Here is a 22009-nt window from a genome sequence, read left to right as displayed (position 1 = left end):
CGTGCCATGAAAGGTCCTTTCCTTGCAAATTTTGCAAGGAAAGGACCTTTCATGGCATTCGCGGGGGTCCCTTCATGCCACCGTGGAGGGACATATCGCTCGTTAGTGCGTATTCGGGCGCTCTCCGCGCCCAGCCGTGGTCGACTTCGATCATGAACCAGACACTGATTACCCCAGTACGCCGGGCGTTCGCCGCCTTGGCGATCAGTTGTGCTCTGGTGGCCGGGCTCGCCCCGGCCGCATCGGCGATCGGCGCTCCCGCACCGGTCCCCGCCTCCTCCGAAGCAGGCAAGAAGAAGGTCAAGCTCAACGCCTCGCTGAGCAAGAAACAGGTCAAGGTCAACGAAAAGGTGACCCTCAAGGGGAGCCTGCGGGCCGAGGACGGGGCCCGTACCGACGGGACCGACAGCCTCGAGGCGATCATCGTCCAGCAGCTTCAAGGAAGTGTCTGGGTGAACATCGCCGACACGACCTGCCGTCCCAACTCGACGTTCTCCCTGAAGCTGAGTTTCTCCTTCAGCGCGGTGATCACGCTGCGGGCCTACCACCCGGAAACGACGCTTTACGCGAGCGCGTACACGTCCAGCAACCTCACCTTGCGCGTCGGCTAGCTGCGCGAGAAGGCGGCACGCATCCAGTAGACGGCCAGCGCGACGGTGGCGAACCAGGCGAGGATCATCCCGAAGCCCGGGCCGCCACCGGCCGCGCCGGTCGCGTGCGAGGACTGCTGGGACCAGATCGCGAGCATCCCGTCGACAGAGGCGAACCAGCCGCCCGCGGCGCAGACCCAGGCCAGCCACCAGCGCCGGGTCACCAGCGTGACGGCGGAGGCGAACACGCCGATCCCGGTGGAGGTCGCGGCGAACAGCTGCGGGATCCCGCCGCCCTTGCCGAGCAGCACCTCCCAGCCGGCGTGCTCGCCGACCCAGGGCAGCAGCTGGGCGACCAGCAGCACGAACGCGAGCACGGCGATGGAGAATCCGCGCCTGCCCAGCTCGATCGTCTTGGCGGCCCGCTCACCGACCTCGTCGATTTCGGCCGCGAGTTCGTCGATCTTCGGTTCGGTCATAGCGCACACCCGCTCACCGGTTCCGGCGTGACGGCCGGGGCGCCGAAGCCCGGCAGGCCCAGCGTCACGCCGTTGGTCTTCGGCCGGATTCCGGCCTCGGAGTTGTCGCCCGCTTTGGTGCGGCGGTGCGACAGCAGATCGCCGTCGGCGACGAGGTGGTGCGGAGCGCCGTAGGTCACCACGGTCTCGACGACGTCACCGGGACGCACGGAGCGGTCCACCAGCGGTCCCGTCGGCGCGAAGTGGACGAGCCTGCCGTCACGGGCACGGCCGCTCATCCGGTGCGTTTCGGAGTCCTTGCGGCCCTCGCCGGAGGCGACCAGCAACTCGACGCGGCGGCCGACGATCTTCTTGTTCTCTTCCCAGGAGATGTCGTTCTGCAGCTTCACGAGCCGTTCGTAGCGCTCCTGCACGACCTCCTTCGGCAGCTGCCCGTCCATCTCGGCGGCGGGCGTGCCCGGCCGGATCGAGTACTGGAAGGTGAACGCGCTGGAGAACCGGGCCTGCGCGACGACGTCGAGCGTGGCCTGGAAGTCTTCCTCGGTCTCGCCGGGGAAACCGACGATGATGTCGGTGGTGATCGCGGCGTCGGGCATCGACTCGCGCACGCGGTCGAGGATCTTGAGGTAACGCGCCGAGCGGTAGGACCGCTTCATTTCGCGCAGCACCTTGTCCGAACCGGACTGGAGCGGCATGTGCAGCTGGTGGCATACGTTCGGCGTCTCGGCCATCGCGTCGATGACGTCCTCGGTGAATGCGGCGGGATGCGGCGACGTGAAGCGGACGCGCTCCAGGCCTTCCACCGAACCGCAGGCGCGCAGCAGCTTCCCGAACGCGAGCCGGTCGCCGAATTCGACGCCGTAGGAGTTCACGTTCTGGCCGAGCAGGGTCACTTCGAGCACGCCTTCGGCGACGAGCGCCTCGACCTCGGCCAGGATCTCGCCGGGACGGCGGTCGCGTTCCTTGCCCCGCAACGCCGGGACGATGCAGAAAGTGCAGGTGTTGTTGCAGCCCACCGAGATCGACACCCAGCCCGCGTACGCGGACTCGCGGCGAGCCGGGAGCGTCGAGGGGAAGGTTTCGAGCGCTTCGAGGATCTCGACCTCGGCCTCGGCGTTGTGCCGCGCGCGTTCCAGCAGCGTCGGCAGCGCGCCGATGTTGTGCGTGCCGAACACGACGTCGACCCAGGGCGCGCGTTTGACGATCTCGCCGCGGTCCTTCTGCGCGAGGCAGCCGCCGACGGCGATCTGCATGCCCGGCTTCGCGGTCTTCTGCGGCCGGATATGCCCCAGGGTGCCGTACAGCTTGTTGTCCGCGTTCTCCCGCACGGCGCAGGTGTTGAACACGATCAGGTCGGGTGTGGCCTCGCCGTCACCCGGAACGTAGCCGGCGTCCTCGAGCTGCCCGGCAAGACGTTCGGAGTCATGCACGTTCATCTGGCAGCCGAAGGTGCGGATCTGGTAAGTACGCGCGCTCATCTCGCCTTCGAGGGTACGCGGGCGGGGTTCCATGGCACGATCGACCCTCATGAGGAGACCAGGGGTGCTGGCGGCGCTGATCGCCGTGGTCTGCGCCCTGGTCGCCGGGTGCGGGCCGGATCTGTCCGGGACGCGGGTGCGGATCGCCGCGGGTCTCAACGGCGGCGTGTACGACAAGCTGGCCGAGGCGCTGGCCGACGCGTGGGCCGCGCAGCTGGACACCGCGCGGCCCGAAATCCTGGAGACCGAGGGGTCCCCGGACAACATCGGCCGGATCCGCGCGGGGAAGGCCGACGTCGCGTTCGTGGCCGCCGACGTCGCCACCGAGAACACGGCCGGGCTGGCCGCGCTGGCCCGCGTGCACGACGACTACCTGCACGTCATCGTCCGCGCCGACTCGTCGGTCAAGTCGTTCGCCCAGCTGCGCGGGCGCAAGGTCGCGATCGGTTCGCCGGACTCCGGTGTCGAGTTCCTGTCGAAGCAGTTGCTGAAGGCCTCGGGCCTGACCGGCGCGATCGACCAGCGCAACCTCGGCATCAACGAGGCGCTGCCCGCGCTGGAGACCGGTCAGATCGACGCCGTCATCTGGTCCGGCGGGGTGCCGACACCGTCGATCACGGAGCGGGTGCGGACGGTCGGCCTGCGCCTGCTCGACATCACCGACCTCGCGGACGCCCTCCGGGCCACCAGTCCCGTGTACCGCACGGCGACCATCCCGGTGACGGCCTACAACCTGTCGGAGCCGGTGACCACGCTGGTGCTGCCGAACTTCCTCGTGGTGCCCGCTTCGATGTCCGACGACGTCGCCGAGGCGCTGGTGCGCGGGCTGTTCGACGCGCGGGATCAGCTGGTCAAAGCGGCCGGGGCGGCGCTGTCGATCGACGTCCATCCCGCCATCGAGACCTCTCCCCTGCCGCTGCACCCGGGCGCGCTTCGCTATTTCAGAGCACTCAAGGATTAGCGACCGGCAGGGTCACGGTCACTTCGAGGCCGCCGCCCTCGGGTGAGCCCAGCCGCAGCGAGCCGTCCGAGCGGGCCATGATCTCGGTGACGATCGCCAGGCCGAGGCCGGAGCCGGGCACGTTCTGATGCGCGGTGCTGCGCCAGAACCGGTCCGCCGCGCGTTCCAGTTCGTCGTCGCGCAGGCCGGGCCCGTGGTCGCGGACGGCGATGTCGACCTTCCCGTCCGTGACGGTGACGGTGACGCGGACCTCCGTGCCGGGCTCGGTGAACTTGAGCGCGTTGTCCAGCAGCGCGTCCAGCACCACTTCGAGCCCCCGCGCGGGCGTGAGCACCCGCAAGCCGCCGCCCAGCCCGGAGGCGGCCAGCGACACGTCCCGCGTCGCGCCGACCACGGCCCAGTCGGCGACCCGGGCCCCCACGACCTCGTCGAGGCCGACCGGCACCAGTTCGCCGCCCGAGGCCTCGGCGCGGGCCAGCGAAAGGAGTTCGTCGAGGATCTGGTTGAGCCGCCGCGCGTCCACGACGGCGGCTTCGAGGTCTGCCGCGGCCAGGTCGTCGTCGACGTGCCCGTCGAGGTTGCCGAGCCGGATCTTCAACGCCGTCAACGGGTTCCGCAGCTGATGGGAGGCGTCGGCGACGAACGCGCGCTGCGCCGTGAGTGCCTCGTCGACGCTGGCGGCCATCCGGTCGAAGGACCGTTCGAGCTGGCGCAGCTCCGGCGGCCCTCCCGACTCCCCCACCCGCTCGACCTCGCGGCCACTGACCACAGCGGCGACCAGCGCGCCGGTGGCGTCGTCGAGCCGCCGGACCGGGCGCAGGATCCAGCGCACCACCGGTACCGCGACCAGCAGCGCGAGCCCGAACGCCAGCACCGCGCCCGCCGCGATGAGCAGCCACCACCACACCAGTTCGGTCCGCGCCTTTTCGGTCGAGGACAGGGTGATCACCGCGCCCCGCACCTCGCCGTCGATCAGGATCGGCTCGGCCAGCACCAGCGGTGCGGTGTTCCACGGCATCAGCAGCGCCCCTGGCTCGGAACGCCGCCCCGCCAGCGCCTGCTGCAGATGCGAGGCGATCACGGGATCCTTGAGGTCGATCCGGGCGGCCTGGCCGGGGGCGCCGAGCGCGCTGGCCACGGACTCGCCGTCCTGATCGGCGATCACCACCGGCACCTCGTAGACCTCGGTGTAGCGGCGGAGTTCGTCCTCGATCAGGTCCGGCCGGTTCTCCACCAGCGGACGCTGGGCCAGCGACGCGAACCGGGACGTGTCGGTGAGCCGGTCGAGGAAGAGGTCGAGCTGCACACTGGCCGCCACGCTGAGCGCGAGCGGGATGCCGAGGCCGAACACGAGCGCCGCGACCAGCGTCAGCACGATCGCCTGGAGCCGGACGCGCACCGGCTCAGCCCTCTTCGGCCGGGCCGTAGGCGCCGCCGAGGCGGTACCCGACGCCGCGCACGGTCTCGATCAGCGCGGGCCTGCCCAGTTTGGTCCGCAGCGTGGCGACGTGGACGTCGAGCGAGCGGCTCTCCGCCGGGCCGCGATGCCCCCAGACCTCGGTCAGCACGTGCTCGCGCGAGCACACCGCGCCACGGGCGGAGACGACCAGCGCGAGTACCTGGAACTCCTTGCGGGACAAGGAAACCGGCTGCCCGTCGACCTGCACCTCATGGCGCCCGATATCCACCGAGACATCACCCGCCCGGATGACGCCGGGCGGTTCGGCCGCGGCCGGGCGTTCACCACGGCGACGGCGCACGGCCTCGACGCGGGCGACCAGTTCGTCGACGTCGTAGGGCTTCACCAGATAGTCGTCGGCGCCGGACCGCAGGCCCTGGATCCGGTCGTCGACCTCACCCCGCGCCGAAACCACGATCACCGCCACGTCACTGACCGCGCGGATCCGGCGGCACAGGACGATCCCGTCGACGTCGGGAAGCCCGAGGTCGAGCAGCACGACGTCGACCTCGTGCACCAGATCGAGCACCCCGGCGCCGGAGGCCAGGCGTTTGATCGTCAGGCCGCGCCGGGTCAGCGCGGGCGTCAAGGCACCCGCGACCCGGTCGTCGTCCTCCACCAGCAGTACCCGCACCCGTGTTTTCCCTTTCACGCCGTCACCGCCACCGCGACGACTGAAGAACGACTCTATGGGGTGAGTCACGTTCCGCGCTGCCCGTGTCACTGCGCCGTCCGGCCCAGTGAGCACACCGACGCGGGCGGTAATGGTCACGATGCGTCACAGATCTGTTGTGACCCCGGTTACGAGGCACGCCCGCCTTGTCTAGGCTGATCAGGGCCGGACGGTGGTGGACCGAGGCCGTCCGGTGGCTTGGGAACGATACGGACTTGAAACCCTAAGTATTGGTCAAGCCGCCTTTACAAGCGGTCCGACGGGAGTAGGTTTCCGCCATCGCGTGGTGCCTGACCCCGCAGTCCCCTGCAAACGAACGCTCCTGGAGGCCAGATGACCGCGGAGGTGGCGGCGCCGATGATCAAGGCGGCCGCCGTGAACAAGTACTTCGGCGACCTGCACGTGCTCAAGGAGATCAACCTCGAGGTGCCGCGTGGGCAGGTCGTGGTCGTGCTCGGGCCGTCCGGGTCTGGCAAGTCGACACTGTGCCGGGCGATCAACCGGCTGGAACCCATCAACTCCGGCGAGATCGCGGTGGACGGCGTTCCGCTGCCCGCCGAAGGAAAGGCGCTGGCCGCGCTGCGCGCCGACGTCGGCATGGTGTTCCAGTCGTTCAACCTGTTCGCGCACAAGACGATCGTCGAGAACGTCATGCTCGCGCCGATGAAGGTCCGCAAGGTCAATTCGGCCGAGGCCCGCAAGACCGCGATGGAACTGCTCGAACGCGTCGGCATCGCGAACCAGGCCGACAAGTACCCGGCGCAGCTTTCCGGTGGGCAGCAGCAGCGGGTGGCGATCGCCCGCGCGCTGGCCATGCGCCCCAAGGTGATGCTGTTCGACGAGCCGACCTCGGCACTGGACCCGGAGATGGTCCAGGAGGTCCTCGACGTGATGACCACGCTCGCGAAGGACGGGATGACGATGCTCGTCGTCACCCACGAGATGGGCTTCGCGCGGCGTGCCGCGAACAGGGTGGTCTTCATGTCCGACGGCGAGATCGTCGAAGACTCCACCCCGGACGAGTTCTTCACCAAGCCCAAGACCGACCGGGCGAAGGACTTCCTCGGCAAGATCCTTACCCACTAAGCGTTTCCGCGGCGCGGGCTCGTGCCGCATCGACGGAAGAAACAGGAGAGGTTCACATGAGGATCCGCACCCTTGCGGTGGGACTGCTCGTCGGCAGTCTCGCACTGACCGCTTGTGGCAAGGAGGGCACGCCCAGCTCGCCGGGCGGCAGCTCCGACGGCGCGAACGCCGGCGCTCAGCTGCCCCAGTACACGGTGGCGTCGAACGTCGACCTCGCGGGCTCCCCGGTCTTCGCCAAGATCAAGGCCGACGGCAAGCTGACCCTGGGCGTCAAGGACGACCAGCCCGGTCTCGGCAAGAAGGACCCGACGAGCGGCAAGTTCACCGGTTTCGACATCGAGATCGCGAAGCTCGTCGCCGCGAGCCTCGGTTTCGGCGAGGACAAGATCACCTTCAAAACGGTCGACTCCGGCGCCCGTGAGCAGGCCATCGTGAACGGTGACGTCAGCTACTACGTCGGCACCTACACCATCACCGACAAGCGCAAGGCCCAGATCTCCTTCGCTGGTCCGTACTTCGAGGCCGGCCAGGACCTGCTGGTACGCAAGGACGAGTCGACGATCACCGGCCCGGAGACCTTGAAGGGCAAGAAGGTCTGTTCGGTCACCGGTTCGACCCCGATCCAGCGCGTCCGTGACCAGGGCTTGACCGAGCCCGGCAACATCGTCGAGTTCCAGAAGTACTCGCAGTGTGTCGAGAAGCTCAGCACCAAGGAGGTCGATGCGGTCACCACCGACGACGCGATCCTGAAGGGCTTCGCTTCGGAGGACTCCGAGAGCTTCAAGGTCGTCGGCAAGACCTTCTCGAAGGAGCCATACGGCATCGGCCTGAACAAGGACGACAAGGTCCTTCGCGACAAGATCAACGACACTCTGCAGAAGGCGCTCGACGACGGCACCTGGCAGAAGATCTACGACGCCACCCTCGGCAAGTCGGGTTCGGCGGCGCAGAAGCCCACCCTGCAGAAGTACTGACGTAACCCAGCGGCCGGTGGACCTGTGACGGGTTCACCGGCCGCTCCACACCCACCTCCAGTCGACGGCAGCGGGGAAAGGCTTCATGAACGTCCTGCTCGACAATCTGGATCTCTACGGTCCGTTCTTCCTCACCACGATCGAACTGTTCCTCTGGTCGGCGGTCGGCAGCCTGGTCCTCGGCACGATCCTGGCGATGCTGCGCGTGAGCCCGGTCCTGGCGTTCCGCGCCGCGGGAACGACCTACGTGACCCTCATCCGCAACACCCCGCTGACCCTGGTGTTCGCGTTCTTCGTGTTCGCGTACCCGTTGCTGGACATCGTCAAGCTCAGCTTCTTCACCGCCGCGGTCGTCGCGCTGATCGTGTACACCTCGGCGTTCATCTGCGAGGTCGTCCGGTCGGGCATCAACACGGTCCCGGTCGGCCAGGCCGAAGCCGGACGCGCGCTCGGGCTGACGTTCGGCCAGATCCTCGGCCAGATCGTCCTGCCTCAGGCGCTGCGCTCCGTGGCGCCGCCGATGATCAGCACCCTGATCGCGTTGCTGAAGAACACCACGATCGCCGCGGGCTTCTCGGTCGCCGAGGCAGGCGCGATCCGGTCCTACCTCTCGGAGCGGGGTGACAACCAGTTGATCGGCCTGCTGTGGGTCGCCCTGGGCTTCATCATCCTCGTCGCCGTACTTTCTCTCATCCAGCGGAGCCTGGAGAAGCGCTGGAGCGTGGCCCGATGAGCAGTGTCCTGTTCGACGTCCCCGGCCCCAAGGCCCGGATGCGCCACCGGATCTACGCGGGCGTCGGCGTCGTCGCCATCGCCGCGTTCATCGCCTTCGTTGTCTACCGGTTCTACGACACCGGCCAGTTCGACGCGCGCAAGTGGGAATGGCTGCAGTACCAGCAGGTCCAAATCGACCTGCTGAACGCGGTGCTGGAAACGCTCCGCGCGTTCGCGACGGCAGCGGTGCTCGCGCTGATCTTCGGTGCGGTCTTCGCGGCCGGACGGCTCTCAGACCACGCTTGGATCCGGCGCATCTCCGGCGCGATCGTGGAGTTCTTCCGCGCCATCCCCGCGCTGATCCTGATGTTCCTGTTCTACTTCGGCCTTCCGGCCGTGGGCGTCCCTATGACGCCGTTCCTCGGCGTGGTCTTCGGTCTCACCCTGTACAACGGCTCGGTGCTCGCGGAGGTCTTCCGTGCGGGCATCCAAGCCCTGCCGAAGGGACAGGCGGAGGCGGCGTACGCCCTGGGCATGCGCAAGACTCAGGTGATGTTCACCGTCCTGTTGCCGCAGGCGATCCGGGCGATGCTGCCAACCATCATCAGTCAGCTGGTGGTGCTCCTGAAGGACACCGCGCTGGGCTTCATCATCACATTCCAGGAACTGCTGTACTACGCGCGTTACATCGGCACGCAGGGCGAGTTCGGCCGGCCGATCGTGCCGTCGACGCTGGTCGCGACTGGTATCTACATCTGCCTGTGCCTGCTGCTGACGGCGCTGGCGACGTACCTGGAGAAGCGCAACCGACGCAGCAAGAAGCACATCGACCTGGACGAAAAGAAGGTCGAGGAGACCGGACTCGGAGCCGCGGCCTCGGCCTGATACTCCAGGCTGACCTGCCCCTGGCTGGCGTTTCAAAGCGAGGGCCCCACTCAATGGCCATTGAGTGGGGCCCTCGCTTTGAGGAACGGGAATTCACCTTACCGTCTGCCACCTCAGCGAAAATCGCCAGCAAACAAACACTGACCACTACAAGAGATCAAAAGCTGTCAAGCCTTAACGAGGCCAGAATCTCAATTTCCAGGTGACGGATTCACCTCGGTCGCAAGTTAAGGTGTCGCATATCCCTGCCCTGAAATGGCTCGAAATGACAAATGTATTCGACATAATTGCCGCTCGCTACATTCTCCCTGCCGACATTTAGGCAGGTGCCGATAGTCGAGAACAATCCACCGTTGACAGTACCAGGCATCAGGTAACCTAGCCTAGGCGTAGCCATGTGAGCCACAGAACCAGCCTCGCCGGCAAGCACCGATCCACTTGAGATCACCAGCGCAGCCACAGTCGCGACCATCGCAACAACGACCCTCTTTAAGACATGAAGCATGCCAATCATCCCCTCGACACTCCAAGGAATACGCAGATCAACAAATCTTGAGATTCCACAGAAAGAAAGACGCCAAAAGCTTCGATGAATTCAATGCCGACTTTCCACCCCCAACCAAGAAGATCAGCTTATGGCGCAACAGTCTAACAATAAAGCACCCAATCAGGTGGCCCTGAACAGAGACCTCCAATGTGCCGATCATTGCAATGACAACGGATTGAGCACTCATCGCACCTGACTGTGCCATTTATTCGAAATTGATGACCGTCTCCGCTCCAGTTACCGCAAATGGGCCGCAAGCGAGCAGAGAAGCTGCCACCCTGGCTCGTCGACGAGGTGCCGCTTAGCCTTCGGCCACCTCCGTCAGGTCATCAGCCGCCTGCTGCCACCGCAGACCGTGACCGTCCGTTGACAAGGTCGGACGGAGAGCATCGGTCACGGATCGCGATAGGCCTCTTGGTCCTGTCAGGACGGTGCCGCGTCGGCTAGCGTCGGCCGTATGGCGGACCAGGCCGCGACACTGCTCGATGCAATGCCGGACCTGGCGGGCAGGTCGGTCCTGGTCGTCGGGTGCGGCGATGGCCGCTATCCGCGCCTGTTCCGTGAAAAGGGCGCACGCCGCGTGGTCGGCGTCGAGGCGGATCAGACGCTGATCGCGGCCGCCCAGCGCGAAGAGGAACGCGACCCCGTCGGGATCTCCTACGAGGTCCACCAGCTCTCCCGGTTGCCGGTGATGGGGACCTTCGACATCGTCCTGGCCTTCCTGGACTCGCCCGATCATCTCGGCCGCCTCGCCGCCAGCCTGGCGATGGGCGGCCTGCTCGTGGCCGTCGCCACCAACGGGCTCACCTTGGAAGAAGGCTTGCGCGACAACGGCTTCCAGGACATCGTGCTGCATCGCCACGAGAGCGGCGACGTGCACAGCGCCCGCAAGGTGTCCTGAGTCGCGCACCCTGGTGTCGAGCCAGGCTGGCCGGGGCTATGAATCCCGGCAGGTCGCCGGACCGTGCGCGTCTGGCGGTATGGGGCACACGGACCCCACACCGCCGCACCGGTACGACGGAACAGGTTTCCCCGCCGTGCCGGGGCGTAGCGCGTGTGGGAGTCGAACCCACGTCACCGGGGTGAAAACCCGGTATCCCTTCCGCTGGACCAACGCGCCTTGGCCTGGAACACAGTCCGGCACGCACGCGCACCGGACTGCTTCGTTCCAGAAATCAGGGTTCACCGAAAGAAAAAGCCGCCCGGTTCGGTTTCCCGAAGGGCGGCTCCGCAGTGCGACGTCGTGCTAGTACGACGGCGGGGAGCCGTGTTTCTCTTCCATACCAAGGGCCATGGCGTAACAAAGTCGCGTCATGCGTCCTCCTCGGTCGGCGTGCGACAAGTGTGCGACAGGTGGGTGAGTGGGGCAAACGAATAAAAGTGGTAAGGACGGTTAGCACCGTCCTTACCACTCACGAGAGAGTGCCTACTTGTCCCGCCGGAACAGCTTGTTCCCCAGCCATACGATGGGGTCGTACTTCCGGTCCGCGACGCGTTCCTTCATCGGGATCAGCGCGTTGTCGGTGATGTGGATGCCTTCCGGGCACACGTCCGAGCAGCACTTGGTGATGTTGCAGTACCCGAGCCCGTGCTCCTCCTGCGCCGAGTCCCGCCGGTCGGCGACGTCGAGGGGATGCATCTCGAGTTCGGCGATCCGCATCAGGTAGCGAGGCCCGGCGAAGGACTCCTTGTTCTCCTCGTGGTCACGCACCACGTGGCAGGTGTTCTGGCACAGGAAGCACTCGATGCACTTGCGGAACTCCTGCGAGCGCTCGACGTCCACCTGCTGCATCCGGTACTCCCCCGGCTTCAGCTCCGGCGGCGGAGTGAACGAGGGGATCTCGCGGGCCTTGGTGTAGTTGAACGACACGTCGGTCACCAGGTCGCGGATCACCGGGAACGTCCGCATCGGCGTCACGGTGATGACCTCGTCCTCGGTGAAGGTCGACATCCGGGTCATGCACAGCAGCCGCGGCTTGCCGTTGATCTCCGCCGAGCACGAACCGCATTTGCCTGCCTTGCAGTTCCACCGCACCGCCAGATCCGAGGCCTGGGTGGCCTGCAACCGGTGGATGATGTCGAGGACGACCTCGCCCTCGTTGACTTCGACGCTGTAGTCCTTCAGCTCACCGGAGTCGGCGTCGCCGCGCCACACCCGGAAACTCGCCTTGTAGCTCATGCCGGGCTCCCGGGGTGCGAGGCCAGTTCTTCGTCGGTGTAGTACTTCCCCAGTTCGGAGAGTTCGAACAGTTCCAGCAGATCCTGCCGCAGCGGGGTCTGTTCCTTGACTTCGATGCCGACTTCCGGCACCACCGGGTTGTCGCCCGGCGTGGCCGAGCAGACCAGGAGTTTGTTGCGCCACTGGGCGTCCATGCCCGGGTGGTCGTCGCGGGTGTGCCCGCCCCGGCTCTCGGTCCGCAGCAACGCCGCCCGCGCCACGCATTCGCTGACCATCAGCATGTTGCGCAGGTCGACGGCGAGATGCCAGCCGGGGTTGAACTGCCGGTGGCCTTCGACGGTGACGCGCTTGATCCGCTCGCGCAGTTCCCCGAGCTTCTCCAGCGCCCGCTCGATCTCCTCCGATTTCCGGATGATGCCGACGAGGTCGTTCATCGACTGCTGCAGTTCGGTGTGCAGGCTGTACGGGTTCTCCTCGACGCCGTCACCCGGCGGGTCGAACGGCGCGAGCGCCATCGCCGCGGCGGCGTCCACATCGGACTGATCGACCTTGGGGCGTTCCTTCAGTTCCGACACGTAGGACGCGGCACCGAGTCCAGCGCGGCGGCCGAAGACGAGCAGATCCGAAAGCGAGTTGCCGCCGAGCCGGTTCGAGCCGTGCATCCCGCCCGAGCACTCGCCCGCGGCGAACAGCCCCGGCACGCTCGACGACGCGGTGTCCGGGTCGACCTCGATCCCGCCCATCACGTAGTGACAGGTGGGGCCGACTTCCATCGGCTCCTTCGTGATGTCGACGTCGGCGAGTTCCTTGAACTGGTGGTACATCGACGGCAGCCGTTTGCGGATCTCCTCCGCGGGCAGCCTGCTGGCGATGTCGAGGAAGACCCCGCCGTGCGGCGACCCCCGGCCCTCCTTGACCTCGGTGTTGATCGCGCGCGCGACCTCGTCCCGTGGCAGCAGGTCCGGGGTGCGGCGGTTCTTCTCCTGGTCGGTGTACCAGCGGTCGGCTTCTTCCTCGCTGTCCGCGTACTGCCCCTTGAACACGTCGGGGACGTAGGAGAACATGAACCGCTTGTCCTCGGTGTTCTTGAGAACCCCGCCGTCACCACGGACGCCTTCGGTGACCAGGATCCCCTTCACACTCGGCGGCCAGACCATGCCCGTCGGGTGGAACTGGACGAACTCCATGTTGATGAGCGTCGCCCCGGCCCGCAGCGCCAGCGCGTGCCCGTCGCCGGTGTACTCCCACGAGTTCGAGGTGACCTTGAACGACTTCCCGATACCGCCGGTGGCCAGCACCACCGCCGGCGACTCGAACAGGATGAACCGGCCGCTCTCGCGCCAGTACCCGAAGGCACCCGAGATCCGGCCGTCGTCGGTCAGCAGTTCGGTGATCGTGCACTCGGCGAAGACCTTGATCCTCGCCTCGTAGTCGCCGGTCTCCTTGAAGTCCTCTTGTTGCAGCGAAACGATTTTCTGCTGCATCGTGCGGATCAGTTCGAGTCCGGTCCGGTCGCCGACGTGCGCCAGCCGCGGGTACGTGTGCCCGCCGAAGTTGCGCTGACTGATCCGGCCGTCGGCGGTGCGGTCGAACAGCGCGCCGTAGGTCTCCAGTTCCCAGACCCGGTCCGGCGCCTCCTTCGCGTGGAGCTCGGCCATCCGCCAGTTGTTGAGGAACTTCCCGCCACGCATGGTGTCGCGGAAGTGCACCTGCCAGTTGTCGTTCGAGTTCGCGTTGCCCATCGACGCCGCGCAGCCGCCTTCGGCCATCACCGTATGCGCCTTGCCGAACAGCGATTTGCACACCACCGCGACGCTGAAGCCGCGTTCACGGGCTTCGATGACCGCGCGGAGACCGGCGCCGCCTGCCCCGATCACCACCACGTCGTAGTTGAGCCGTTCGACCTCGGTCATAGAAAGAGCCACCTCAAAGCTTGTCGCCGGGGACGGGAGATTCCCGCGCCGCTAGTTGATGAACCGCAGATCCGAAATCGCCCCGCTGGCCACGAGCATCACGTAGAGATCGGTCAGCACGAGCGTGCCGAGCGTCGTCCACGCCAGCGCCATGTGCCGGGTGTTGAGCTTCGTGATCTGCGTCCAGATCCAGTAGCGGACCGGATGTTTCGAGAAGTGCTTGAGCCTGCCGCCGGTCACGTGACGACACGAGTGACAGGACAACGTGTAGGCCCACAACAGGATCACGTTGCCGAGCAGCACGATGTTGCCGAGCCCGAAACCGAACCCGCCGGTCTTGCCGTGGAACGCGGTGATCGCGTCGTAGGTGTTGACCAGCGAGACGACCACGGCCACGTAGAAGAAGTAGCGGTGGACGTTCTGCAGGATCAACGGCAAGCGGGTCTCACCGGTGTACTTCGCGTGTGGTTCGGCGACCGCGCACGCGGGCGGTGAGAACCAGACCGCGCGGTAGTACGCCTTGCGGTAGTAGTAGCAGGTCAGCCGGAAGCCCAGCAGGAACGGCAGGACGAGGAAGCCGAGCGGGATGAAGCCCGGCAGTTCACCGAACCAGGCCCCGAAATGCCGGGAGCCTTCGACGCAGGATTCCGAGACGCAGGGCGAGTAGAACGGCGTCAGGTAGTGGTACTCGGGCACCCAGTACGCGGTGCGCACGAACGACCTGATCGTCGCGTAGATGATGAAGGCGGAGAGGCCGAGAACGGTCAGCAGCGGGGAAAGCCACCACCGGTCGGTGCGCAGCGTTTTCTCGGTGATCCGGGCCCGCGACGGTGCGCGGACCCCCGTACCCCGTCCGGCCTCATTGCCGGCGGGGGCGCTCACCGCTGGTCGCGCTTGTAGCCGCCGACGCCTTCGTCATCGGCGCCTTGCCACAGCGCCGGGTCGTAAGGCGTGTCGGGAACCTGGACACGATCGGCGGCCTTCGCCTGCGCGGGCACCGCGTTCGGGGTCGTGTCGAGATCGGTCGCGTCGATGTCGAGCCGCTCGACGTCGTTCGCCAGGCGTCGTACCGCCGAGGCGTCGCCGTATCGGGATCGCAGCGCGCCGACGCACTGCCTCAACTGACCGATGGCTCGCCGAAGCTCGGCGATCTCTGTGGTGGACATCGGTACCTCCCGATGGTCGGTTCGGTTGGCCGCTTGAGCCTTCGAAGGCAAGCGATCCTCGCCGTCTCGACTCTGCCGCGCGTTGTGCAATGTGACAAGTAGCACAGTGGAACCTAGTGACGTGATGGAGGTCACGCGAGTCGATCTTCTGTATCGATTTTGATTCGAGCTTTCCCCCGAGGTACTGTGGCCACTGTCACGACCCAGCGACGTCAGCGTTGCCGTCCCGCGGACCACCACGACCAGTGATCCGGAGCCGGACAATGAGCACCGCCCCGAACGTCCACCCCATCATCGCCGAAGTCACCGGACGCATCGCCGCCCGCAGCGCCGAAACCCGCGCCGCGTATCTCGAGCGCGTCGCCGCCTCCCACGAAGAAGGGCCGATGCGGCGCGGCCTCGACTGCAGCAACCTCGCCCACGGCTTCGCCGCGATGGAAGGTGTCGACAAAGCGGCACTGCGCGCCGTGCGGGCGCCGGGCGTCGCGATCGTCTCCTCCTACAACGACATGCTTTCGGCGCACCAGCCGATGCAGGAGTACCCGGCGATGTTGAAGGGCTCGGTCCGTCAGGCGGGCGGGGTGGCGCAGTTCGCCGGTGGCGTGCCCGCGATGTGCGACGGCGTCACCCAGGGCCGTCCCGGGATGGAGCTGTCGCTGTTCAGCCGCGAGGTGATCGCGATGTCGACCGCGATCGCGCTCTCCCACGACATGTTCGACGCGGCGCTGCTGCTCGGCGTCTGCGACAAGATCGTGCCGGGCCTGCTGATCGGGGCGCTGTCCTTCGGGCACCTCCCGGCGATCCTGGTGCCCGCCGGGCCGATGAACTCCGGCCTGCCGAACAAGGAGAAGGCGCGCGTGCGCCAGCTCTACGCCGAGGGCAAGGCCACCCGCGAAGACCTTCTGGACGCCGAAGCGGCTTCGTACCACTCGGCGGGAACGTGCACCTTCTACGGCACGGCCAACTCGAACCAGATGGTCGTCGAGGTGATGGGCCTGCACCTGCCGGGCGCCAGCTTCGTGCAGCCGAATTCGCCGTTGCGGAAGGCGCTCACCGAAGAGGCCGGACGGCGCGTGGTGAAGCTTTCGCGGGGCGAGGAGTACACGCCGATCTCCGGCGTGATCGACGAGAAGGCCGTCGTCAACGGCGTCATCGCGCTGCTCGCCACGGGCGGTTCGACCAACCACACGATGCATCTCGTCGCGATCGCCGCGGCCGCGGGCATCCAGCTGACCTGGGACGACTTCTCCGACCTGTCGGCGGTGATCCCGCTCCTGGCGCGCGTGTACCCGAACGGCAGCGCCGACATCAACCACTTCCACGCCGCCGGGGGCATCCAGTTCCTGGTCGGCACGCTGCTCGACGCCGGCCTGCTGCACGAGGACGTCCGGACCGTCGCCGGGCCGGGTCTGCACCGCTACCGGCAGGAGCCGATCCTCTCCGAGGGCGAACTGGTCTGGCGTGACGTCCCGACGCGCAGCCTCGACGAGGACGTCCTGCGTCCCGTATGGCGGCCGTTCGCTTCCGACGGCGGGCTTCGCATGGTCGCGGGCAACCTCGGCCGCGCGGTGATCAAGGTGTCGGCGGTGGCGCCGGAGCACCGGATCGTCCAGGCCCCGGCGCGGGTGTTCACCGACCAGAAGTCCTTCAAGGACGCTTTCGAGGCCGGCGAGCTGAACCGCGACGTCGTCGTGGTCATCCGGCAGCAGGGCCCGCAGGCCAACGGGATGCCGGAACTGCACGGCCTCACCCCGGCGCTGGGGGTGCTGATGGACCGCGGGCACCAGGTGGCGTTGCTCACCGACGGCCGGATGTCGGGCGCGTCCGGGAAGATCCCGGCGGCGATCCAGGTGACCCCGGAAGCCGCCGCGGGCGGCCCGATCGCGCGGATCGCCGACGGCGACGTCATCCGTCTCGACGCCAAGGCCGGGACACTCGACGTCTTCGTGGGTGACGAAGAACTCGCCCGCCGTGAACTGGTGGACTCCCCGCCTTCGGAGGCATCCTGGACCGGCACCGGCCGGGAGCTGTTCGCGGCGCTGCGCCGCGCGGTCGGCCCCGCCGATCAAGGCGCGAGCGTGTTCGGACCGCTCACGCCGGAACACTTCGGCGCTCCGGCGCACACGTTGACCCCTGTGGAGGTAACCCAGTGACCACCGGCGCCGACCTGCTCGGCCTGTCCCCCGTGATGCCCGTCGTCGTGCTCGACGACGCCGCCGACGCCGTGCCCACCGCGCGGGCCCTGCTCGCGGGCGGGATCGGCGTGATCGAGCTGACCCTGCGCACCCCGGCGGCACTCGCCTCCATCGAGCGGATCGCCGCGGAGGTTCCGGAGATCGTCATCGGCGCCGGGACGGTCACCGCCCCCGAACACGCCAAGCAGGCGGCCGCCGCCGGCGCGAAGTTCCTGGTGACCCCGGGCTGCACCGACTCGGTCCTCGACGCGGCGTTCGACACCGGGCTCCCCTTCCTGCCGGGCGCGAGCACGGTTTCGGAGGCGATGCGGCTGGCCGAACGCGGGCTGACCGCGCTGAAGTTCTTCCCCGCCGAGGCCAGCGGCGGCGTGGCGTACCTGAAGTCGATCGGCGGGCCGCTGCCCGGGCTGCGGTTCTGCCCCACCGGCGGGATCACCGTGAAGACCGCGCCGGACTACCTCGCACTGTCCAATGTGGGCTGCATCGGCGGTTCGTGGCTGACTCCGAAGGACGCCTTGGCGGCGAAGGACTTCGGGAAGATCGAGGCTTTCGCGGCGGAGGCGTCGAAGCTCTGATCCGGGTCGTGAAGGCCACCTTCGCGAAGGTGGCCTTCACTGCTTTCAGAGCGGGAGCTGGTACTGGATGAACCCGCGGTTGACCGCGACCTGGTCGTACAGGCGACGCGCGGTGACGTTGGATTCCTTGGTGTGCCAGTAAACCCTGTCGCAATCGCGGTCGCTCGCCCAGTCCGCGACGGCCTCGATCAGCGCCCGTGCGACACCCTTGCCCCGGGCTTCCGGCGCGATGAACAGGTCTTGCAGGTAACAGACGTCGGTGAGCGCGGAAGTGCTGGGATGCACCAGGAAGTGCGTGATCCCGACGAGCTCGCCACCCACGCGGGCACCGAATGCCTGCATCCGCTCCCCCGTTCGGAATTCGCGCCAGGCGCGGTCGTAGACCTCTTGGGGCGCAACACGTTCGTAGAAGGCGATGTACGCGCGGAACAGGTTTTCCCAGGCTTCGCGGTCTTCGGGCTTCAGTGGAGCGATGGTGATCATGTGGTCCTCCCAGTGATCACCCGAGCGTAGGTGCCCGCCGCCGTCTCGCGAGTGGCCAATCACGCGGTAAAACGAGCTGCCACTCGCGGTATGGGTGGCTTGGCGGGAAGGACGTTGCGAAAGTGGCTTTCGCAACGATCTCCCGTGGGCTACCTATCGGGTATCGCATGCGGTGGCTCAGCCGACGGCTTGCTTCACCAGGGCCGCGATGCGCTTCTTCACCGCGGGGGTGGCGCCGGTCAGCGCGAAGGCCGTCGCCCACATCTCGCCGTCGTCCAGTCGCGCGGCCTCGTTGAAGCCGAGCGTCGCGTAGCGCGTCTTGAACTTGGCCGCTGCCTGGAAGAAGCAGACGATCTTGCCGTCCAGTGCGTAGGCGGGCTGGCCGTACCAGAGCTTCGGCGCGAGCGTCGGGGCGTTCGCCTTCACGACGGTGTGGACCAGTTCGGCGAGCACCCGGTCCTCATCGGGCATCTCGGCGATCTTCGCCAGCACGTCCTGCTCCGCCGCAGCCGCTTTGTCCGCGGCCGAACCGCGACGCGCGGCCTTCTTCATGTCCTGGGCGTGTTCCTTCATCGCGGCCTTCTCTTCGGCCGTGAATCCTTCGTACGCGGTGGTCATGGTGGTTTCTCCTTGGTAGGCGGCGAGCGGGGGCATCCGGTAGTGGCACATCAGGACTGGCTGGCGAGCGCGGAGGTCTCCCAGGTGAACCCGTCCGGATCGGTGAACGGGGCGGCACCGCAGATCGCGAGGCGGTGCGAGCCGGTGCCTTCGGGCGACACGCCCGCGTCCTTGGCCAGTGCCTTGTGCCGGTACAGGGCCAGCTTCACGGGGCTCGAACCGGCTTCGAACTCGACGTACACGCGGCCGAAGCTCTTCCCCACGGTGAGGCCGTGCTCGACGTAGAACTTCTTGCTCGCGGCCACGTCGGCGACACCCAGCAGCAGCACGATGTCGTCGAACTCGCGAGCGGCAGGCCCGGTGTTCTTCTTCGCCGAGGTGGCGATCTTCCAGATCGCGCCGTCCGGGGCCTGGACGACACCGCCGTAACCCCACATCGATTTCACGGCGGGCTTGAGCACGGTCGCCCCGGCGGCGACGGCGGCGGTGATGAGCGCGTCGGCGTTGGCGGGTTGGGACACCGTGAGGGAAAGGGTGTAGCCGCGGAAGCCGGTGGACGGCTCCTCCGAAGCCCGCAGGCGCAGCTCGGAGCCGAGCCCGAAGGCGGTGGCGTAGAAGCGTTCGGCGGCCTCGGTGTCGGCCACTTCGAGGGTGATGGCGTCGATGAAGTTCATGCCGGTAACGCTATTTCCGAGCAGGCGTCCGGTGCTTCTCGATTCCTGATCGGTCGCGACGGCGCTGGTCAGAGCCTTGCTCGGAGGCGTTTACCGGTCTCCGGTGTCCGCTTCGAGACACCGGGAAGCCCGGGCCGAGGGGCGCCGTCCGTGTGGGGGCTTCATGCACTCCAGAGAGGAGCGGGACTGACTTCGGCTGATCGCGGGACTCGGAACACACGCCGGACCCGTCACGTACTTCTAGCGACCAGGGCGCCGGAAAGTGTGGGTCGGGTTGGTCGTGAGTGGCGATTCGGGTTCTAACCCGAATCGCCACTCACGACGGTCAACCTGTCCCCGGGATGTAGTAGCCCGCGACGAAGCGACGGGCTGGTGGGGAGAGGGAATGAGTTCGGCGGTGGTTCCCGACTCGAACGGAGCAGAACGGATGATCAACTACGACGGTCAGCACCGACCCGGACGCGCCGGTCACCCTGTACCGGCAGAAGGACGACCTGGTGTTGGCCGAACTGACCGGCGGCGGGGTGCGGCTCGGGCCGCACACCGGGAAGTGCGGCGAGGACGGGACCATCGACATGGCGTACACGATGGTCCTGGCCAGCGGTCAGGTGATCGCGGGGCACAGCACGAACACGCCGGAGATCCTGCCGGACGGGCGGATCCGGCCGAACGAGGTCTGGGAGCGGTACGGAACTCCCGGCTCTCGCGGAACCTCCGCCATCGAAGAGGTCGCCGAGTAAGGTTTTCACGCGCGTTCGGGTTCGGGGTGCGGAGGAGTCGGCCGACTCGGGCCTGGCGACTGTGTGGATTCTGGTGCGTTGGATGACCCAAAATCCACTCAGTCCCGCCTCTCCGGCCCGATCACGCCCTCGGGGAGGGAGCACTTCATGTACTTGCTCGCCGGGCGGGGGACTTTGCTCTGCTCGCCTGGGTGACACTCGTCGCGACGGACTTACCGGCGGCGGAAGGCGTTCGGTACAGGAGTCGGCGAGGGGGCCGAAAGCGTCCTTCACCGCATCAGACGCGGCGAAGGGAGCCTTCAGTCCACCGCCGGGCCCGCCACGAACGCGACATGACGACTCGAACCCCATTTCTATCGGCCGAATGGTGATTCACGCGACCGAAAAGGGCAGTCGAGGGGGCTGAACGGCGCACGCCGAAAGGCGGATTTCACCGCGGGTTCTTTTCCAGGTATTCCGCCCAGACCTTCTTGGGTACGCACATTCGCCATGAGTCGACGATCAGCTCTCGTAACTCCTCGTAATCGATCGCGGACAGCCGGACGCGAACCCACTGATAGCGCATATCGGAGGGAATCGGCATCATGAACTTGTCCGGCTCGCCTGCCACGAGCGCTTCCCGCTCTTCTTTGGGATAGCCGAATCCCATCACGGTTTCGTCGGGTGAGAGCGAAAGGAAGACGATTCGCCCCACGCGGAACTTCGCCCGGTCCCGGACTAGTGCCTCATAGGCGCGGGGCAGCTCCGAAGCGATCTTTCTGACCTCATCCCCGGTTACCATTTTTCCACCATTCTCCGCTGTCTGTTCCCCAGTCACCCTTGGCGCCCATGGTGAAGGCGACGTAGAGGTATTCGTCGAGGACCTTCGCCAGTGACACGGGCCTGCCCACCAGGGCGGGGATGTCCTCCCCGTCGTCTCCCGCCTCCGTGATCACCGCGGCGGCCCAGTCGCGGCCGAGCCGGAGGTGCCTGCCGAACGCGGCGCCGTCGCGGGCGCCGTGGAGGGCGGCCGCGATGGCGGCGTCCCACGGCATGATCGTGTTGGGCCGCAACGCATACAGTGCCTTGGCTGCCGCGGTCGGACCGAGGGTGCGCCGGGCCCGGCCGGCTGAGACGACGACGCCCGAGAGGTCCGCGTACGCTTTCGCGGCGGTGTCGATCCCCGCGTCGGTCAGGTCGGAGAGGGCGACGGACGGGAGAGTGGCGCCCCAGGTCTCCCACCAAGCCTGGACCCCCTCGTCGAAGGGGGCGGGTTCGCCGTCCCGAGGGTATCGGATCCGGCATCCCCACGAGTTCAACCAGCGAAGAAGAATTGTGCGATGTGCGGGCTGTGACAGGTCGATCGCGGAGAGCCCGTTTTGATCGGACACAGCCTTCCTGAGTCGAAGCCAAGAGGTGTCGGCATTCGCGAAGCCGTTGAACACTTCGGCGGCCCGCCGGAGTTCGGCGAGTGGCGGCAGGGCGTCAGACATGGGCGAACCCTATCCGGTGCCACCAAGGGGGTGAATTTCCGCGTCCAACTATTGGACTTTGTACATTGAGTCACCTATTTGTATCTGCTGCATGGTTGATTGGTCCTTTAGGGTTGTGGACAGGAAGGCCACGGGGGTGGCGGTCACG

At 67.0% G+C, this 22009-nt stretch carries 23 protein-coding genes and 1 tRNA gene; 10 read left to right on the top strand and 14 right to left on the bottom strand.

Going from position 1 to position 22009, the window contains the following annotated elements:
- Window positions 1-152 precede the first annotated feature (152 nt).
- Window positions 153-611 carry a hypothetical protein gene (locus tag ACLJO0_RS12660; protein ID WP_410578572.1) on the top strand — a complete coding sequence of 153 codons (459 nt, stop codon included), beginning with the start codon at window positions 153-155 and terminating at the stop codon, window positions 609-611.
- Here the strand turns inward: ACLJO0_RS12660 and ACLJO0_RS12655 are convergent.
- Together ACLJO0_RS12655 and miaB are read right to left on the bottom strand one after the other, a co-directional pair.
- Window positions 608-1069, bottom strand: coding sequence for a hypothetical protein (locus ACLJO0_RS12655; protein ID WP_125785367.1), 462 nt, complete (start codon window positions 1067-1069; stop codon window positions 608-610). The genes ACLJO0_RS12660 and ACLJO0_RS12655 overlap by 4 nt on opposite strands.
- Window positions 1066-2580, bottom strand: a complete 1515-nt coding sequence (gene miaB, locus ACLJO0_RS12650) for a tRNA (N6-isopentenyl adenosine(37)-C2)-methylthiotransferase MiaB (protein ID WP_410579293.1) — start codon at window positions 2578-2580, stop codon at window positions 1066-1068. Before miaB ends, ACLJO0_RS12655 begins: the two co-directional genes overlap by 4 nt.
- A gap of 16 nt (window positions 2581-2596) precedes the next feature.
- Here miaB and ACLJO0_RS12645 point away from each other — a divergent pair, with 16 nt between their 5' ends.
- A complete protein-coding gene (locus ACLJO0_RS12645; RefSeq protein ID WP_410578570.1) occupies window positions 2597-3508 on the top strand; it encodes a TAXI family TRAP transporter solute-binding subunit in 912 nt (303 codons plus the stop codon).
- Here ACLJO0_RS12645 and ACLJO0_RS12640 read toward each other — a convergent pair.
- Window positions 3498-4907 (bottom strand): sensor histidine kinase, encoded by a 1410-nt coding sequence (locus ACLJO0_RS12640; RefSeq protein ID WP_396561987.1) that lies wholly within the window; start codon window positions 4905-4907, stop codon window positions 3498-3500. The genes ACLJO0_RS12645 and ACLJO0_RS12640 overlap by 11 nt on opposite strands.
- 4 nt (window positions 4908-4911) lie before the next feature.
- On the bottom strand, window positions 4912-5601 hold the full coding sequence (locus ACLJO0_RS12635; RefSeq protein ID WP_199748980.1) for a response regulator transcription factor: 690 nt from the start codon (window positions 5599-5601) through the stop codon (window positions 4912-4914).
- Between the two features lie 396 nt (window positions 5602-5997).
- Between ACLJO0_RS12635 and ACLJO0_RS12630 the strand changes: the two genes are divergently transcribed.
- The 5 genes from ACLJO0_RS12630 (at window position 5998) to ACLJO0_RS12610 (ending at window position 10747) form a co-directional block, all read left to right on the top strand.
- Window positions 5998-6726 (top strand): amino acid ABC transporter ATP-binding protein, encoded by a 729-nt coding sequence (locus tag ACLJO0_RS12630; protein ID WP_199746565.1) that lies wholly within the window; start codon window positions 5998-6000, stop codon window positions 6724-6726.
- 56 nt (window positions 6727-6782) lie between these two features.
- On the top strand, window positions 6783-7700 hold the full coding sequence (locus tag ACLJO0_RS12625; RefSeq protein WP_410578567.1) for a glutamate ABC transporter substrate-binding protein: 918 nt from the start codon (window positions 6783-6785) through the stop codon (window positions 7698-7700).
- 85 nt (window positions 7701-7785) lie between these two features.
- Complete coding sequence (locus ACLJO0_RS12620; protein ID WP_410578565.1) at window positions 7786-8433, top strand: amino acid ABC transporter permease; 648 nt, start codon at window positions 7786-7788, stop codon at window positions 8431-8433.
- Complete coding sequence (locus ACLJO0_RS12615) at window positions 8430-9299, top strand: amino acid ABC transporter permease (RefSeq protein WP_410578563.1); 870 nt, start codon at window positions 8430-8432, stop codon at window positions 9297-9299. Before ACLJO0_RS12620 ends, ACLJO0_RS12615 begins: the two co-directional genes overlap by 4 nt.
- A 1004-nt stretch (window positions 9300-10303) precedes the next feature.
- Entirely contained in the window at window positions 10304-10747 is a 444-nt protein-coding gene (locus tag ACLJO0_RS12610) for a class I SAM-dependent methyltransferase (protein WP_410578561.1), read from the top strand.
- Between the two features lie 147 nt (window positions 10748-10894).
- Here the strand turns inward: ACLJO0_RS12610 and ACLJO0_RS12605 are convergent.
- The 5 genes from ACLJO0_RS12605 to ACLJO0_RS12585 form a co-directional block, all read right to left on the bottom strand.
- Window positions 10895-10966, bottom strand: a tRNA-Glu gene (locus ACLJO0_RS12605).
- Window positions 10967-11272: 306 nt separating this feature from the next.
- Entirely contained in the window at window positions 11273-12025 is a 753-nt protein-coding gene (locus tag ACLJO0_RS12600; protein WP_125793448.1) for a succinate dehydrogenase/fumarate reductase iron-sulfur subunit, read from the bottom strand.
- Complete coding sequence (locus ACLJO0_RS12595; RefSeq protein ID WP_410578559.1) at window positions 12022-13938, bottom strand: fumarate reductase/succinate dehydrogenase flavoprotein subunit; 1917 nt, start codon at window positions 13936-13938, stop codon at window positions 12022-12024. The genes ACLJO0_RS12600 and ACLJO0_RS12595 overlap by 4 nt, the downstream gene beginning before the upstream one ends.
- A gap of 51 nt (window positions 13939-13989) precedes the next feature.
- Window positions 13990-14820: a hypothetical protein gene (locus ACLJO0_RS12590; RefSeq protein ID WP_125785357.1), complete on the bottom strand. Its 831-nt coding sequence runs from the start codon at window positions 14818-14820 to the stop codon at window positions 13990-13992.
- Window positions 14817-15104 (bottom strand): hypothetical protein, encoded by a 288-nt coding sequence (locus ACLJO0_RS12585; RefSeq protein WP_016332714.1) that lies wholly within the window; start codon window positions 15102-15104, stop codon window positions 14817-14819. Before ACLJO0_RS12585 ends, ACLJO0_RS12590 begins: the two co-directional genes overlap by 4 nt.
- 263 nt (window positions 15105-15367) lie before the next feature.
- Between ACLJO0_RS12585 and edd the strand changes: the two genes are divergently transcribed.
- Entirely contained in the window at window positions 15368-17257 is a 1890-nt protein-coding gene (gene edd, locus ACLJO0_RS12580) for a phosphogluconate dehydratase (RefSeq protein WP_410578556.1), read from the top strand.
- A complete protein-coding gene (gene eda, locus ACLJO0_RS12575) occupies window positions 17254-17874 on the top strand; it encodes a bifunctional 4-hydroxy-2-oxoglutarate aldolase/2-dehydro-3-deoxy-phosphogluconate aldolase (protein ID WP_125785355.1) in 621 nt (206 codons plus the stop codon). Before edd ends, eda begins: the two co-directional genes overlap by 4 nt.
- A gap of 45 nt (window positions 17875-17919) precedes the next feature.
- On the opposite strand, the gene ACLJO0_RS12570 is transcribed toward eda, so the two are convergent.
- From ACLJO0_RS12570 to ACLJO0_RS12560, 3 genes are all read right to left on the bottom strand, one after another.
- Window positions 17920-18357, bottom strand: coding sequence for a GNAT family N-acetyltransferase (locus tag ACLJO0_RS12570; protein WP_410578553.1), 438 nt, complete (start codon window positions 18355-18357; stop codon window positions 17920-17922).
- A gap of 177 nt (window positions 18358-18534) precedes the next feature.
- Window positions 18535-18975 (bottom strand): iron chaperone, encoded by a 441-nt coding sequence (locus ACLJO0_RS12565; RefSeq protein ID WP_410578551.1) that lies wholly within the window; start codon window positions 18973-18975, stop codon window positions 18535-18537.
- Window positions 18976-19025: 50 nt separating this feature from the next.
- Window positions 19026-19649, bottom strand: a complete 624-nt coding sequence (locus tag ACLJO0_RS12560; RefSeq protein ID WP_410578549.1) for a glyoxalase — start codon at window positions 19647-19649, stop codon at window positions 19026-19028.
- 497 nt (window positions 19650-20146) lie between these two features.
- Here ACLJO0_RS12560 and ACLJO0_RS12555 point away from each other — a divergent pair, with 497 nt between their 5' ends.
- Window positions 20147-20389 (top strand): hypothetical protein, encoded by a 243-nt coding sequence (locus ACLJO0_RS12555; RefSeq protein ID WP_410578547.1) that lies wholly within the window; start codon window positions 20147-20149, stop codon window positions 20387-20389.
- A 430-nt stretch (window positions 20390-20819) separates the two neighbouring features.
- Here the strand turns inward: ACLJO0_RS12555 and ACLJO0_RS12550 are convergent, their stop codons facing one another.
- Both ACLJO0_RS12550 and ACLJO0_RS12545 read right to left on the bottom strand, forming a co-directional pair.
- Window positions 20820-21170 (bottom strand): MmcQ/YjbR family DNA-binding protein, encoded by a 351-nt coding sequence (locus ACLJO0_RS12550; RefSeq protein ID WP_410578545.1) that lies wholly within the window; start codon window positions 21168-21170, stop codon window positions 20820-20822.
- Window positions 21154-21861 (bottom strand): hypothetical protein, encoded by a 708-nt coding sequence (locus tag ACLJO0_RS12545; RefSeq protein WP_410578543.1) that lies wholly within the window; start codon window positions 21859-21861, stop codon window positions 21154-21156. The genes ACLJO0_RS12550 and ACLJO0_RS12545 overlap by 17 nt, the downstream gene beginning before the upstream one ends.
- Window positions 21862-22009 lie beyond the last annotated feature (148 nt).

This window comes from Amycolatopsis sp. lyj-108, from assembly GCF_046549005.1.
GTDB lineage: Bacteria > Actinomycetota > Actinomycetes > Mycobacteriales > Pseudonocardiaceae > Amycolatopsis.
Note: the sequence above shows the minus strand (reverse complement) of the source record. Positions and strands in the feature narration are given on the sequence as shown.